This window comes from Jiangella endophytica, from assembly GCF_003427025.1.
In the GTDB taxonomy this organism is placed as follows: domain Bacteria; phylum Actinomycetota; class Actinomycetes; order Jiangellales; family Jiangellaceae; genus Jiangella; species Jiangella endophytica.
Genome location: NZ_QVAI01000012.1, coordinates 1 through 13,881, shown reverse-complemented (window position 1 = coordinate 13,881; position 13,881 = coordinate 1). Strand labels below are relative to the sequence as shown.

Sequence of the window (13,881 nt, the reverse complement as noted above, 5' to 3'; positions counted from 1 at the left end):
GCACCCGCCACGGACGTTCTCCCGCCAAATGAGTCGCGCTGCCCGCCTGACGGCCACCCTCGGGACCCTGCTCGCCCTCGGCGGGTGCATCGCCGCGCTGCTCATCTGGTGGGTCGGCCGCGAAGACAACCCGTTCATGCGCCGCAACGACTGCCGGGCCACCGTCGACGGCCTCACCGTCGCGCTGTCGCCGGAGCAGGCCCGGCACGCCGCCACCATCACCGCGGTCGCGGTCGAGCGCGGACTGCCGGCGCGCGCCGTCACCATCGCGCTGGCCACGGCGTACCAGGAATCCGACATCTACAACATCGACTACGGCGACCGCGACTCCCTCGGGCTCTTCCAGCAGCGGCCGTCGCAGGGCTGGGGCACGCCCGAACAGGTGCAGGACCCCGTCTACGCGGCGGGGGCCTTCTACGACGCACTCGTGGAGATCCCCGGCTATCGCGAGCTCGAGATCACCGTCGCCGCGCAGGAGGTGCAGCGCAGCGCGTTCCCCGACGCCTACGCCGACCACGAGGACGACGCCCGGGTGCTGGCGTCGGCACTGACCGGCAACTCCGAGGCCGCTTTCTACTGCACGTTCCAGGCCGACGACGTCGCCGTGCAGACCGAGGGCGAGGACGGTCTCACCGACCGCGCCCGGGCCGTCCGCGACCAGCTGGCCAGCACGTTCGACGATCTCGACATCGGCGGCTTCGAGCCGGGCGGCGTCGACTCCGGGCACGTCGAGGGCTCCGCGCACTACGACGGCCGCGCGCTGGACGTGATGTTCCAGCCGTACGACAACGCCGACGTGAACCGCCGCGGCTGGGCGGTGGCCCAGTGGGCCGTCGCGAACGCCCAGGAACTGGGCATAGCGACCGTCATCTACGACGACAGGATATGGTCTGCGCGCCGGTCCGACGAAGGGTGGCGCGAGTACAATCACCCGTCCGGTGACACCACCAACGTCACCCTGCGCCACTTGGACCACGTCCACATCGACGTCGCCGAAGGGTCGTGAGCATGACGGGCAGTCCGGGCGGTGTCGTCTCGACGCCGCACACGCTGAGCACCCGCGCCGGCGTCCAGATCCTGCAGGCCGGCGGCAACGCGGTCGACGCCGCCATCGCCGCGTGCGCCGTGCAGGGTGTGGTGGCCCCCGAGACGTGCGGCATCGGCGGCGACCTGTTCGCGCTGGTGCACTCGCCGGGTGAGGTCGTGCCGCTGGCCCTCAACGCCTCCGGCCGGGCCGGTTCCGGCGTCGACGCGGCCGCGCTGCGGGCCGCCGGACTGGACGAGATCCCGCGCAGCCACCCGGCCGCCATCCCGGTGCCGGGCTGCGTCGACGGCTGGGCCGCGCTGTCGTCGCGGCTGGGCCGGCTGGGGCTGGCCGACGTGCTCGCGCCGGCCATCCGGCTGGCCGCCGAGGGCTTCCCGGCCAACGACGAGCTGGTGGCGGCGTTCCGGGCCAACGCCGAGGCGCTGGCCGGAGTCGAGGCGGCGCAGCCGATGCTCGCGGCGGGCCGCGGCTCCACCGTCGCCCGCGAGCAGCTGGCCGCGTCGCTGCGGCTGGTCGCCGACGGTGGTCGCGCGGCGTTCTACGAGGGCGCGCCCGGCCGGGCGATCAGCGCCGCCGTCGACGGCGTCATCACCGCCGACGACCTGCGCCATGTCCAGGCCGACTGGGTCGACCCGCTGTCCGTGGACGTCTGGGGCGCTACCGGCTGGACCATGCCGCCGAACTCGCAGGGCTACCTCGGCATCGGCGGCTGCGCCGTCCTCGACCGCCTCGGCTGGACCGACGACCCCGCCGACCCGCAGTCCTGGCACCTGCAGATCGAGGCGCAGCGCGCGCTGGCCGCCGAGCGCGACGACGTCGCCGTCGACCCCGGCCGGGTCCCGGTCGCGCTGGACCGGCTGCTCGACCCCGCCCGGCTCGATGCCGTCGCCGCCTCCGTCGACCCCGCCGCGGCCCGCGACCGCCACGCGCCCGCGCTGGCCGCCGGCGGCACCGCCTACCTGTGCGTCGTCGACGGCGACGGCATGGGCGTCTCGCTGATCCAGTCCAACTTCCACGGCATCGGCTCGCTGGTCGGCGCCGGCTCGACCGGCTTCCTGCTGCAGGATCGCGGCCGCGGGTTCTCGCTGCTCCCCGGCCATCCGGGCGAGCTGGCGCCGGGCCGTCGGCCGCTGCACACGCTGTCGCCGACGCTGTGGACCCACGGCACGCGGCTGGCGATGGTGCTCGGCACCCGCGGCGGCCACGTCCAGCCGCAACTGGTCCAGCAGGTCGCCGCGTCCGTGCTGGGCGCCGGCCTCGACCCCGACGAGGCACAGGCGCGGCCGCGATGGACGATCGAGCCCCACGAGGGCGCCACCGGCACGCCGGTGCCGTCCGGGTCGCGGGTGCGACTGGAGCCCGACGTCCCCGCCCGCATCGTCGACGGCCTGCGCCGGCGCGGCCACGACGTCGTTCCGGCCGACGGCCCGCAGCCGGGCTGGGGCCCGGTCTCGGTGATCCGGGTCGACGACGCCGGCTGGCGGCTGTCCGCCCGCGATCCCCGCGTCGCCACCACGGCGGTCGCGACGGCGTGACCGCCGGGCTACGTTAGGACGATCATGAGCACCCCCACCCCGCCGCCTCCGCCGTCGGACCCGTCGCCGTCCCCGTCGGCCTCGCCGAGCGGGGGGTCGCGCACCGCCGTCTGGCAGGTCGCCACCGCCCTCGCGCTCGCCGTCGGGCTGGTGCTGGCCGGCGTCACGTACGTGGTGATGGACCGGCGCGTCGACGACCTGCGCGCCGAGCGCGACACCGCCCGCGAGGAGCTGGCCGCGGCGCAGGAGGAGTCGTCGGGGCTCGGTGGCCTCGAGGACCTGCTGGGCGGCTCCGAGGGCGGGCTCGGCGGTTTGGAGGACCTGCTCGGCGAGGGCGGGCTCGACGGACTGCTGGGCGAGCTCGGCGGCGATCTCGGCGGCATGGGCGACTTCGACCCGATCCTGCTGCAGTGCCTCGGCTCCGGCGGGCTCGGCCTCGGCGGCTCCGATTCGATTCCCGACGCCGACGTCGAGACACAGGTGGCGGCCATCGCGCAGCTGGTCGAAGAGGAGCGCGGGCTGCCCGCCGGCGACGACGTCGACATCGAGTTCGTCGGCCTCGACGAAGTGCAGCGACGGGCGGTGGAGCTCACCCAGGAGGACCTCGACCCGGAGCGGGCCGCCGTCGACTCCCGGCTGCTGGCCGCGCTCGGCGCGGTCGAGCCCGGCACCGACCTCGGCCAGGCGCAGCTCGACGCCCTCGACGCCGGCGTCGGCGGTTTCTACGACCCCGAGACGCGGCAGTTGGTCATCGGGTCGGAGGAGATGGACGGCCTCGGCGCGCTGATCACGGCGCACGAACTGGTGCACGCGCAAGCCGACGCCGCCATCGGGCTGCCCGACCAGGAGGCCATCGCCGTCGAATCCGGTTCCGACGCCGCGTACGCCGCGCTCAACGCCATCGAGGGCGACGCGTCGCTGTACAGCCAGCAGTTCATCGGCCAGCACCTGCCGCTCGACCAGCTGCTCGCGCTGCAGGAGACCTCCGGCCGGACCACGGCCGACCTCAACGCACTGCCGCACTTCATCGCCCGCCAGCTGGAGTTTCCGTACGTCGAGGGCATGACGTTCACCTGCGACGTGTTCCTCGACGGCGGCTGGGACGCGGTCGACGCCACGTACTCCACGCCGCCGGCGACCACCGCGCAGGTGCTCTTCCCCGACCGCTACCGTGCCGGCGAGGCCGCCGTCGACGTCCGCGACCCGGCCGGGCCGGGCTGGCAGCAGCTGCGCATGGACACCTTCGGCGCGGCCGACCTGCTGTTCCTGCTCGAGGCGCCGGGCGACGACGAGTCCGCCGCGCCGTCCGACGCCAAGGACCGCGTCGCGGCCTGGGCCGGCGGCGAGGTCACCGTCTGGGGCGACGGCGACGACACCGCGCTCGCGCTCGTGCTCGCCGACCGCGGCGACGACGGGGTCACGCCGCTGTGCGACACCGTCACCGAGTTCTACGCGGCGGCGTTCCCGGACGCACAGGCCGGCGACGAGGACGGCCGTACGGTGTTCACCGGCACCGGCCAGTCGGCCGTCGTGTCGTGCTCCGGCTCCGAGGTGGCGCTGGGCGTCGGACCGGACCCCCAGATCGCGGCCGCCGCCATCAGCTGACCCCCACCCCGGAATGATCACGTTAAGTGGGGCTCTTCACGCTCCACCAGGCATGCATGCCTGGGGAAGCGGTAGAACGCCGAGCGTCGGCTCGGCAATCGCTTTCCCAGGGTCGGCCCAGGCGAGTTCACGGTTCACCAGGCATGCATGCCTGGTGGAGCGGGAGCACCCCCACTCAACGTGATCATTCTCAGGGCGTGAGGCGCTTGGCGGCGGCGTCGACCCGCTCATCGGTCGCCGTCAGGGCGATGCGGACGTGCGAGCCGCCGGCGGCGCCGTAGAACACGCCCGGCGCGGCCAGGATGCCGCGGTCGGCCAGCCAGCCGACGGTGTCCCAGCACGGCTCGTCGCGGGTCGCCCAGAGGTACAGGCCGGCCGTCGAGTGGTCGATGCGGAACCCGGCCTCGACCAGCGCCGCCCGCAGCACCTCGCGGCGGTGGGCGTACCGCTCCCGCTGGGCGTCGACATGAGCGTCGTCGTCGAGGGCGGCGGCCATGGCGGCCTGCACCGGCGTCGGGACCATGAGGCCCGCGTGCTTGCGTACCGCGAGCACCTGACCGACCAGCGCGGGGTCGCCGGCGACGAACCCGGCACGGTAGCCGGCCAGATTGGACCGCTTGGACAGCGAGTGCACCGCCAGCAGGCCGTCGAGCGAGCCGCCGTTGACGGCGGGGTCGAGGATCGAGACCGGCCGCTCCTCCCACCCCAGCTCGAGATAGCACTCGTCGGAGGCGACGACGGCGCCACGCTCGCGAGCCCAGTCGACCACCTTGGCCAGGTGCGCGGCCGGCAGCACCCGGCCGTGCGGGTTGGCCGGCGAGTTCACCCAGATCAGCGCCACCGGACGCGGGCCGAGCGCCGTGACGGAGTCGCTGGCGACCGGGTCGGCCCCAGCCAGCCGGGCACCGATGTCGTACGTCGGGTAGGCCAGTTCGGGGAACACGACGGTGTCGCCGGGGCCCAGGCCGAGCAGCGTCGGCAACCACGCCACCAGCTCCTTCGAGCCGATGGCCGGAATGACGGCGCCGGGGTCGAGCCCCTTGGCGCCGGCCCGGCGGCCGAGCCAGCGCACGGCCGCCTCACGAAGCGCGACCGTGCCCAGCGTCGTCGGGTAGCCCGGAGCGTCCGCCGCCGCGGCCAGCGCCTGGCGCACCACCTCCGGCGTGGGGTCGACCGGCGTGCCGACCGAGAGGTCGACGATGCCGTCGGGGTGTGCCGCCGCCCGCTCGCCGTAGGGGACGAGAGCGTCCCAGGGGAAGTCGGGCAGCTGGCGTGGTGTGCGCTGCGGCCGGCCCTGCGACGTGCTCAATGCCCCTCGTGCTCCTGCGGGGGCAGCGCCGCGACGACCGCGTGGTCCTTGTCGATGGCACCGAGCTTGGCTGCGCCTCCGGGCGAACCGAGGTCGTCGAAGAACTCCGCGTTGGCCTGCGTGTAGTCCTTCCACTCGCCGGGGACGTCGTCTTCGTAGAAGATCGCCTCGACGGGGCAGACCGGTTCGCACGCACCGCAGTCGACGCACTCATCCGGGTGGATGTAGAGCATCCGCTCGCCCTCGTAGATGCAGTCGACCGGACACTCCTCGACGCAAGCGAGGTCCTTGAGATCGACGCAAGGCTGCGCGATGACGTACGTCACGGCGGGATCCTCCTATCGCAAGCCCTTCCGGCGCATACCGGTCCGGCTACTCTTTCGTGCTCAGCCCTAGTATCGCGTTGCCCGCAATCCATCGTGCACCAAGGTCAGCCTATGAGACAGCCCAGTGCGAATCAGAACCCGTCCGACCTGGTCGGACGGCGTGTCGTGATTCGCTACCGTCTGCACGGCGACGAGTTCGGCGCCACGGACGTGCTCGGCCTCCTCGAATCCCATTCGCGCGACGAGCTGCGGGTGCGGCCGTCGCGCGGTGGCGACGTGGTCGTGGTGCGGGCCGACGACGTCATCGTCGTCAAGGAGATCCCCGAGCTGACGGTGACCCGACGCGACGTCCGCGACCTCGAGACGGCCGCGCTGCACGGCTGGCGGGCGCTGGAGCCTGAGTGGCACGGCGGCTGGCTGCTGCGGGCCTCCGGCGGGTTCACCGGCCGGGCCAACTCGTGCCTTCCGCTGGACGACCCCGGGCGGCCGCTGCCCGAGGCCGTCGAGCTGGTCGAGCGGTGGTACCGGGCGCGTGGGCTGGTGCCGGCGTTCCAGGTGCCCGAGCCGCTCGGTCGCACCCTGGGGCCGGTGCTGGACGCGCGCGGCTGGCCGGCGCTGGAGGACCGCACCTTCGTCATGGTGGCGTCGGTCGACGTGGTGCGCGGCGCTGAGCGGGCCGAGCTGCCGCGGGTCCGGGTCGACGACCGGCCCGACGACGCGTGGCTGGCCGGCTATCACTACCGAGGCGGTGAGCTGCCCGCGCACGCCGTCGACGTGCTGGTCAACGCCGACCGCGTCGGGTTCGCCTCGGTGGACGACGACGGCGAGCGAGTCGCCATCGCGCGGGGCGCCGTCAGCGACGCGTCGAGCGGGCGACGCTGGCTCGGGGTGACCGCGGTCGAGGTGGCGCCGGTGGCCCGGCGGCGCGGGCTGGGCGGGCACATCGTCGCCGGGCTGGCCGCGTGGGCGGACCAGCTCGGCGCCACCGACGTGTACCTGCAGGTCGCTGAACCGAACGAGCCGGCCCGTGCGACGTACCGCAAGGCCGGCTTCGCCGAGCACCACGCGTACCACTACCGCCGGCTGCGCTGAGCCGGCGGTAGTGGTCGCGCGTCAGTTGTCGCCGCCGCCCTCGCCGTCGTCCTCGCCCGGGTCGGGACCGCAGATGACCCGGTGGTTCGGGTTGTAGGTCCACGGGTCCGCCTCGTCCTTGACGAGGTTGCCGTCGGGGTCCCACACCTGCCGGTACGACGTGATGTCGAATCCCTGGCTGCCGCCCTGTGCGGAGCAGTTGTCCGACGTGTCGTAGATGGTCTGCGGCGAGGAGTAGTTCGAACGGTCGGAGACCGACGTCTCGACCCGGTAGTACTCGGTGCTCCAGATCTTCACGTTGAGCGTGCCCTGGTTGCCGGACGAGCTCGGGGTGAAGCTGGTGTCGACGACGACGCCGTAAGGGGTGTCGTTGCTGAACCGCATGTCCTTCGCCCCCCACGCGACGGTGGCCTCCTGGCCGACCGGGTAGCGGTCGAAGTAGATCGAGTGCGGCCAGTGCTCGACGTCCTCGAGGCCGGCCAGGAAGGCAGCGTGGAAGGTCGTCGTCGCCACCTGCGAGACGCCGCCGCCGAGGGACTCCTCCAGCCGGCCGCCGTTGATGATGGTGCCGGCGGTGAAGCCGTTGGCCTCGGTGCGCTCGCCGACGATGCCGTTGAGGCTGAACTCGTCGCCGGGCAGCAGCAGCGTGTTGTCGATGCGCTCGGCCGCGGTGCCGATGTTGACGTTGCGGTAGTCGGCGTGCGGGAACCGCGTCGTGAACTCACCGACCACCTCGGTGACGCCCAGTTCCTCGGCGGCGGCCGTCGTCAGCTCGGGGTCGACCTCGGTGAGCTCGACCGCGGCCTGCCGCTCGTCGCCCTCGGCGGTCAGCACCGGCAGCAGCGCCGCGCTCAGCGACTCCGGCGCGATGCCCATGCCGCGCTCGGCCGGCACGACGGTCGGCTCGCCGCCCTCGATGGTGATGGTGGCGTCGCGGCCCTCCTGGCCCACCTCGGTCAGCAGGTCGCGGGCGACATCGGTCAGCTTGGCGCCGTCGAGCGCCGGCTGCAGGGTCCCGGCCTCGTCGGGCGCCATGGCGAGCGCCTGACCCACGAGCTCCGCCGGCAGCTCGACGCTCTCCTCCCCCGCGACGACCGTCACGGGCGCGGACATCGCCGGCTCGGCGAACTCGGCAACCGCACGCTGCACCTCCTCGGCGCTGACCGCCGGCGGCACCTCGTCGATGGCCAGCTGGACGTCGCCGACGGGCAGGGTGGACTCGGCGCCGAAGAACGCGCCCTCGAGCCGCTCGATGGTGGCGTCGAGGTTGACCGCACGGCCGAGCTGCGGGTCGCTGGTGACGACCTCACCGCCGTCGAACGCGACCGCGCCGTTCACCGGCTCGATGTTCGCCTGAGCGGCGATCTCCGTCAGCGCCGCCTCCAGCGCGGCCTGGTCGAACGCCGGGACCGGGGTGGTCTCGCCGCCGCCCAGCAGCGCCTGGAACAGCGACACCGGGTTGGCGCTGCCGCCCGGGATCTCGTCGATCGTCGCAGGCACGTCGACCGTCATGCCCGCCGCCGACGGGACCACCTCGAAGGAGGTCTCCTCCTCGCCGATGGTCAGGTGGAACGGCTGGTCGACCAGGGCCGGGAGCTGCGTGTTGAGCGTCTCCTCGGCCTCCTCCGGCGTCATGCCGCCGACCTCGATGCCCGCGACCGTCGCGCCGCGGGCCAGCGAGTCGCCGGCCACCGCGTAGGCGACGCCGTAGCCGATGCCCAGCACCACGACCACCCCGGCGACGACCAGGGCTGCCACCTTGGCCCTACTCCGGCCACTGGATGCCTCGTCGTCGTTGCCGCCGCTACCGTCGCCGCCGTTGCCGTCGTCACCGCGCTTGGAGGAGTCCAGCAGGGCGGCCGCCGTGGCCTGCCCGAAGGAGCGCTGCTGCTGACGCCGGTTGGCTCGCCCGGCGGACTCGTCCTGCGGCGGAGCGTCGGCCGCCGCGGCAACCGGCGGTGCGGCGGCCACGATCGGGGCGTCGACGGCGCCGAACTCCTGGGTCGGCTCCTCGGCCGGCTCGCGGCCCGAGGTGTAGATGCCGGCCGCCCGCACGCCCGGTTCCGGACGCGGCCGGGCCGGCTCGGCGGCCGGTACTGCTGCCGGTGCGGGTGCCGGTGTGGGTGCCGGTGCGGCATCGGGCCGCTCCTGCTCGGCGGCCGGTGCCGTACCGGGCCGGGCCTGCTCGGCGGCTGGTGCCGCCGCCGGGGTCTCGCTCGGTGTCGCGGCCGATGTCTCGCTCGGTGTCGCCGCCGGCGTCTCGCTCGGTCTCGCGGTCGCTGCCTCGGCCGTCCTGGCGGCGCCGACCGCACCTGCTGCGGCAGCGGTCTCCGCGACGCCGGACTCGTCGGAGCCGGCGCCCGCCCGCTCGGAGGCGCGGGCCTTGGCCGCGAGAGCATCCTGCACGACGCGCGGCTCCTCGAAGCGCTGGCCGCTGCCCTCGGCCGCCGCGGCGGCTGCCGCGGCGGTCGGGACCGGGCCGGACAGCCGCGGATCGACCGGGGTCTGACCCGAGCGGTTGCGGTCCTTGACGTTCGAGCGACCGGGCGCCGGCCGCTGCGCCGACGGGGGCGGCGTCGGCCCGCTGGGCCGCTGCTCCTCCGCATCGCGGGGCCCGGGCGTGTTCTCGGACTGCTCGGCGACCCGGGCACGGGCGGCCTGGGCGCCGGTGAACGCCTGCGCCGTGGCCGCGAACCTCGCCTCGTCGGCGGCCGGCCGGGACTGCATCGCCCCGGCCGCGCGTGCCTCCTTCTGGACCGGCGGCAGCATCGACGGCTGGGGCGATGCCGCACCCAACGGCGCCGACGTCGGGCGCTGCCGGGTCGGCAGGCCCTGCTGCTCGGCGGCCGGTTGCTCGTCCTGGCGGCCGCCGCGCTCCGGTGTCTCACCGGCCCGCCGCGACTGTTCCGCCCGCGACGGTGCGGCCTCGGCGCTCTGCGCCGCCCGCGTCTCGTCGCTACGGCGCGGGTCGCGCGGCGTGGCAGTGCTCGGTGCCGCCGGGTCCGGTCGCCGCGGCTCGCGGGACGGCTCGGGGTTCGGCGCGCCCTGATCCGGCCGCCGCGACTCGTCGACGCCTCGTACCTCGCGCGACGGCGCCGCGTCACCGCGCGACTCGTGCGGCGCACGAGCACCCGCGGCGTTGCCCGCGGCCGCCTCCGGTCGGTGGCCGTCGCTCGGCGCACGGTCGCTGGCGCCGCGCCTGTCGTCCTGGCGGCGGCCGGTCTCCGGCCGCTGACCGTCACGCACGGGCCGAACCTCGGAGGCTCCGGCGTCGGGCCGCTGGCCGTCGCTCGGTGCACGGTCGCTGATGCCGCGCCCGTCGTCCTGGCGGCGGCCGGTCTGCGGCCTCCCACCGTCGCTCGGCGCACGGTCGTTCGTGGCGCGACCGCCGTCTTGGCTCCGGCCGTTCTCCGGCCGCTGACCGTCACGCATGGGCCGAACCTCGGAGGCTCCGGCGTCGGGCCGCTGGCCGTCGCTCGGCGCACGGTCGCTGGTGGCGCGACCGTCGTCCTGGCGGCGGCCGTTCTCCGGCCGCTGACCGTCACGCATGGGCCGGGCCTCAGCATCGGGCCGTCGGCCGTCGCTCGGCGCACGGTCGCTGGCGCCGCGCCCGTCGTCCGGTCGATGGCCGTCGCTCGGCCCACGGTCGCTGGTGGCACGACTGTCGTCCTGGCGGCGGCCGTTCTCCGGCCGCTGCCCCTCACGCACCGGTCGAACCTCGTCTGCGGCCGGCTGGTCGTCGCGCGCAGGCTGGGGGCCGGTGGGCCGGGCGTCGATGACCCGTGGACGCGCGGATGCGCCCACAGCGCCGTCGCCGGCCGCCGCGGCTTCCGCCGCCGCACGCGCCTTGGCCGCCCGCTTCTCCGCGAGCGCTGCCGCCGACGCGGCGATGGTGGTCCGCCGTGCCGGCGCACCCCCGGCAGCATCAGGACGCCCGCCCTCGGCGGAGGCCGGCCGGGTGGGTGTGCTGTTCGTCTCAGTGGCAGGGGTGGCGGATGCGTTTCCGGCCGACCCGATAGGGTCTGCGGAAGACGTCGCCGGTGCGTCGGCGGGCCGGTCGTTCTCGACGCCGACCGCGTCGCCACGGTCAGTGGAACCGGCCGCGGCGTCGCCCCGGCCAGGTGGGTTGTCGGTCACGCTAGGGCACCTATCGCTTTGAATATGCGCAATTCGTCAGTAGTCAGGTCTTGCCCGGGGCATCTTACGTCACTGGTCGAGTCGATCTCGCCTCGACGCCTCGGCCCAGAACGATGGCCATACTGGTCGTCCCGCCGAAGAGAAACACCAGGCCGGCTTCGTCGCCGAGGATGACGCGGTCGTCGCCCGGCGGCAGCTGAGCGAGGACCAGCACCGGCGCGAGCCACAGCAACGCGACCACCGCGATGCCCGCCCGGCTGCGCGCGCACGCCCGCACCAGTACGCCCAGCGACACGGCGCCACCCACCGCCAGCAGGATGCCGGCCGGGTTGTTCCACCGGTGAAGGAACGCCCCGGCGACGGCCACCGCGACCGCGACCGCCCCGAGGCCGGCGACGGCGAGCGTAGACAGCACCCGAGCCCGCAGCGTCGGGCCGGGCACCGGCCCGGACCGCACCGGCGCCCCGGGTGCGACGGTCACGGTGCGACGCCGGCGAAGAGGTCGGTCTCGAAGCCGCCGGCGGAGTCGGCCAGGCCGCGACGGCCGTGCGCCAGCCGGAAGTACTCCTGCGCCCAGACGGGCTGCCCGACGTGGTCGGAAAGCGTGAAGTACGGCCACTGGACGTCGATCTGGGTGGCGTGCGCCCGCATGGCCGCCAGTTTCGCGTCGATGTGCTGCGAACCGTCGATGACGGCGTCGATGTCGGCGAGGTCGACCACGTACCCGAAGTCGTCGGCCGAGGCGGCGTTCTCGAAGCCGGTGCCGCCCCGCTCGCGCAGCGCCGTGAGCGCCTCCTGCAGCACCTGCCGCGGGGTCGCCGTCCAGTACACCTTGGCGACGTCCCAGGCGGGGCCGAGGTCGGTGCGGTAGGAGCGGACGGCGGCGAGGTCGCGCGCGTAGGTGGCCACGCGGTGCGCCTGGATGTGGTCGGGGTGGCCGTAGCCGCCGTGTTCGTCGTAGGTGACCAGCACCTGCGGCCGGACCTCGCGGATGACGGCGACCAGGTGGTCGGCCGCCTCGCGGAGGTCGGCGGACCAGAACGCGCGCGGGTCGAGTTGGTCGGGCGCGACCGCGCGGCGACCGTCGGGCCCCCAGACCATGCCGGAGTCGCGATAGCGCCCCGGACCGCCGAGGAACCGGTGGTCGCCGACTTTCAGCTGCGCCATGGCGTCGGCCAGCTCGCCGGCCCGGTGCGGCCCCAGCGTGTCGTCGTGCTCGGGCGCGAGGTGTGCCAGCTCGGGCAGCACGATCTCTCCCAGCTCGCCCTGGGTGCAGGTGACGAGGGTGACGTGGGCGCCCTCGGCCGCGTAGCGGGCCATGGTGGCGCCGGTGCCGATGGACTCGTCGTCGGGGTGGGCGTGCACCAGCAGCAGGCGGCGGTCGGGAAGGTCGACGGGCATGCACTCAGCCTATGCAGCCGGTCCGACAGTCTGCCGATCGCCGGGGTTCGGCCGTCCGCCGGTTCCGGACGGCCTACTCTAGGCGTGTCCGCGGACCACCTCCCCAGGAGGAGTGACGTGCCCAGCCTCCAGCTCGCACTCCCGAACGGCGTCGACCCGGTCAGCCGCTGGCGCATGACGGCCCGGGCCCACGAGCACTTCTTGCTGTCCGACCCACGCGGCGACGCCGAGGTCCGGCCGGTCGTCCTGGAGTCGTGGCGACGCTCCGCCGCGCTGCAGGTCGACCCCGACCGACGCGACTCGCCGATGACGCTGGTCGACGACGCTCTCGACGAGGCCCGCGCCACCCACCCGCTGCGCCACGCGATGCCGGTCGTGCGCCGCCTGCTCATCGACGACGCCGCCGACGCGGGCGTGCTGGTCATCGTCAGCGACGCCCGGGGTCGCATCCTGTGGGCCGAGGGCGACGACGACCTGCGCCGCCGGGCCGAGCGCATGCGCCTGCAGGCCGGTGCCGACTGGTGCGAGGACGCCATGGGGACCAACGCCATCGGCACGGCGCTGGCGGTCGGCGAGACCGTGCAGGTCTTCGGCAGCGAGCACTACGCCCGCAGCGTCCAGCCGTGGAGCTGCACCGCGGCTCCGATCCGCGACCCGCGCACCGGCCAGGTCATCGGCGTCCTCGACATCACCGGCGGCGCCTCGGTCGTGACGCCGCAGTCGGCGTTCCTGGTCCGCTCCGCCGTCGCGGCGGTCGAGGCGGAGCTGCGGCTTCTCGGCGGAGCCGTCGCGGCAGCGCCGGACAGCCGGCTGGAGGTCCTGGGCCGCCCGCGTGGGCTGCTGGTTCACCACGGCCGCAGCATCGAGCTCAGCCTGCGGCACACCGAGCTGCTGCTCCTGCTCGCCGAGCACCCCGACGGTCTGCCGGCCAGCGAGCTGGCGTGGCAGCTGTACGAGCACGACGCCGCCGAGGTCACCGTCCGCGCGGAGATGTCGCGGCTGCGCAAGGCCGTCCCGGACCTGGTGTCACCCGCCGGCCAGTACCGCCTGCGCACGGAGCTGCGCACCGACGCCATGGACGTCGCCGACCGGCTCACCCGCGGCGACCACCGTGGCGCCGTCGAGCTGTACCGGGGCGACCTCCTGCCGCGCTCGGCGGCGCCGGGCGTCGTCGCGTTGCGTTACCGGCTGCATGGCTGGCTGCGCAACGTGCTGCTGCAGGCCGGTGACGGCGACGCGCTGCGGCGCTACGCGATGTCGCCGTCCGGCCGCGAGGACGCCCAGATCTGGCGGGCCCGAATGGACGGACTCCCGCCGGGCTCACCGCAGCGTGCCGAGGCCGCGGCCGTCCTGGCCGGTCTGGACGGCGAACTGGGCCACACCGGCTGAGGCCGGGCTCGTCCGGGGAACCCGAAAGGGTACGACCGGGCG

Annotated in this window: 10 protein-coding genes; 5 read left to right on the top strand and 5 right to left on the bottom strand. The window is 74.6% G+C overall.

What is annotated here, in order from left to right; genetic code table 11:
* The first annotated feature begins 28 nt into the window (after positions 1 to 28).
* The 3 genes from DZA62_RS22295 to DZA62_RS22285 are packed head-to-tail and all read left to right on the top strand — an operon-like array spanning position 29 to position 4,185.
* Positions 29 to 1,006 carry a hypothetical protein gene (locus DZA62_RS22295; protein WP_198664061.1) on the top strand — a complete coding sequence of 326 codons (978 nt, stop codon included), beginning with the start codon at positions 29 to 31 and terminating at the stop codon, positions 1,004 to 1,006.
* Positions 1,007 to 1,008: 2 nt separating this feature from the next.
* Positions 1,009 to 2,580, top strand: a complete 1,572-nt coding sequence (locus DZA62_RS22290; RefSeq protein WP_116951153.1) for a gamma-glutamyltransferase family protein — start codon at positions 1,009 to 1,011, stop codon at positions 2,578 to 2,580.
* A gap of 24 nt (positions 2,581 to 2,604) precedes the next feature.
* Complete coding sequence (locus tag DZA62_RS22285) at positions 2,605 to 4,185, top strand: hypothetical protein (protein ID WP_116951152.1); 1,581 nt, start codon at positions 2,605 to 2,607, stop codon at positions 4,183 to 4,185.
* A 190-nt stretch (positions 4,186 to 4,375) separates the two neighbouring features.
* Here DZA62_RS22285 and dapC read toward each other — a convergent pair whose 3' ends face one another.
* Both dapC and fdxA read right to left on the bottom strand, forming a co-directional pair.
* Entirely contained in the window at positions 4,376 to 5,494 is a 1,119-nt protein-coding gene (gene dapC / locus DZA62_RS22280; RefSeq protein WP_198664060.1) for a succinyldiaminopimelate transaminase, read from the bottom strand.
* Complete coding sequence (gene fdxA / locus DZA62_RS22275; protein WP_111254906.1) at positions 5,491 to 5,820, bottom strand: ferredoxin; 330 nt, start codon at positions 5,818 to 5,820, stop codon at positions 5,491 to 5,493. Before fdxA ends, dapC begins: the two co-directional genes overlap by 4 nt.
* A 111-nt stretch (positions 5,821 to 5,931) precedes the next feature.
* Here fdxA and DZA62_RS22270 point away from each other — a divergent pair, with 111 nt between their 5' ends.
* The gene (locus DZA62_RS22270) at positions 5,932 to 6,912 is read left to right on the top strand and encodes a GNAT family N-acetyltransferase (protein ID WP_116951150.1); all 981 of its coding nucleotides are present in this window, start codon (positions 5,932 to 5,934) and stop codon (positions 6,910 to 6,912) included.
* A 21-nt stretch (positions 6,913 to 6,933) separates the two neighbouring features.
* Here the strand turns inward: DZA62_RS22270 and DZA62_RS22265 are convergent, their stop codons facing one another.
* The 3 genes from DZA62_RS22265 to mshB all read right to left on the bottom strand — a co-directional run bounded on the left by DZA62_RS22265 (position 6,934) and on the right by mshB (position 12,450).
* Positions 6,934 to 10,158, bottom strand: a complete 3,225-nt coding sequence (locus DZA62_RS22265; RefSeq protein ID WP_157987834.1) for a VanW family protein — start codon at positions 10,156 to 10,158, stop codon at positions 6,934 to 6,936.
* A 955-nt stretch (positions 10,159 to 11,113) separates the two neighbouring features.
* Complete coding sequence (locus tag DZA62_RS22260) at positions 11,114 to 11,530, bottom strand: DUF6113 family protein (RefSeq protein ID WP_116951148.1); 417 nt, start codon at positions 11,528 to 11,530, stop codon at positions 11,114 to 11,116.
* A complete protein-coding gene (mshB, locus tag DZA62_RS22255; RefSeq protein WP_116951147.1) occupies positions 11,527 to 12,450 on the bottom strand; it encodes an N-acetyl-1-D-myo-inositol-2-amino-2-deoxy-alpha-D-glucopyranoside deacetylase in 924 nt (307 codons plus the stop codon). The genes DZA62_RS22260 and mshB overlap by 4 nt, the downstream gene beginning before the upstream one ends.
* Before the next feature lie 117 nt (positions 12,451 to 12,567).
* Here mshB and DZA62_RS22250 point away from each other — a divergent pair, with 117 nt between their 5' ends.
* Entirely contained in the window at positions 12,568 to 13,839 is a 1,272-nt protein-coding gene (locus tag DZA62_RS22250) for a GAF domain-containing protein (protein ID WP_198664059.1), read from the top strand.
* Positions 13,840 to 13,881: the final 42 nt, after the last annotated feature.